Here is a 1218-nt window from a genome sequence, read left to right as displayed (position 1 = left end):
AACAAGCGAAGTATAATTAGAACATGTCCGAAGCAAAGGCGCACGGAAACAGCCTCACCCCACCAGCACCCCCCGAGGAATTCGACCTCCACGTCCAAACCGTGCAAAACGACCTCTCCGCCCTCGAGGAACACGGCAGCAAAGCCGACTGCGCCCACGGTATCGAATTGCTGGAAGCCCTCATCTCCGCAGCACGCTGCAAGCAGGCCTGCCTCGCCCACCAAATCGAAAAAGAATACGTCCGCGACCACGAAGAACGCGGCGTCCACCTCGATGACCAAACCCGCGGCGCAGCCGCCTGCGTCGCTCTGGCCCGCAAGCAATCACCGCACGGCATGCGCAACTACCTGGTCAATTGCCGCATCCTCTTCGAAGACACCCCGAACCTCGCCGCCGCCTGCGCCCGCGGCGAATTCACCGAAGCCCAAACCCAAGCCATCCTCACCCCGCTCCAAGACCTCAAACCCCAGCGCCGCACCGAATTCGACCAGCTCTACGCCCAGAACCCGCACATGTTCGAATCCATGGGCACCACCCAAATCAAGGAAACAGTCCGAAAATTCGCCTTGGCCTACATCTCCGACCCCGACTCCATCAAGCAGAAAACCGTCGAAGAGCAACGCAACCTCACCCTGAAAATCGACGACCAGAACGGCCGCATCATCATCCACGGCGAATACCCCCTGCTGCAGGGCATGTGCCTCAAACGCTACCTCGACGAAGAATCGAAAACCCTGCGCAAAAAAGGCGACCCGCGCACCCGCACCCAGATCCGCGCCGACCTGCTCTTCAGCTACATGATGGTCGGCGAACCCTCCAAAATGCCCATCGCCCTGCAAGTCGCAGTAGTCATGACCGACCGGGCCCTGTTCGCCGGCGAACGCGAACCAGCCTATCTGGAAGGCTACGGCTTCATCCCCGCCCAGAGCGTACGCGAATGGATCAGCGGGCACCAGATCCCCAACAGCCTGACCTTCGACCAAATGGACGCCAAACCCACCACGGAGCTGATCGAACAGCTCGACGTGCGCACCGAACTCGCCCGCCTCTACACCGCACCCGGCGACCAGGACCTGATCGCCATGGACTCCAAAGCCCGGATCTTCCCGGAAAAGCTCAAGAAGTTCATCGCGATCCGCGACCGGCACTGCCGCACCCCGTTCTGCGACGGCATCGTGGAGGAAATAGACCACGTCAAGCAATACGCCCGCGGAGGCA

The 1218-nt window shown here is 61.0% G+C and carries 1 protein-coding gene; it reads left to right on the top strand.

Translation table 11 applies throughout. The annotated features are described in order from the left end of the window. Positions 1-23: 23 nt before the first annotated feature. A partial coding sequence (locus CQ012_RS17325; protein ID WP_105662738.1) for a DUF222 domain-containing protein occupies positions 24-1218 on the top strand: 1195 nt, incomplete at its 3' end.

Origin of the sequence: Arthrobacter sp. MYb214, from assembly GCF_002979865.1 — a bacterium.
Classification (GTDB): domain Bacteria; phylum Actinomycetota; class Actinomycetes; order Actinomycetales; family Micrococcaceae; genus Glutamicibacter.
This window is presented reverse-complemented; position numbering and strand designations above follow the sequence as displayed.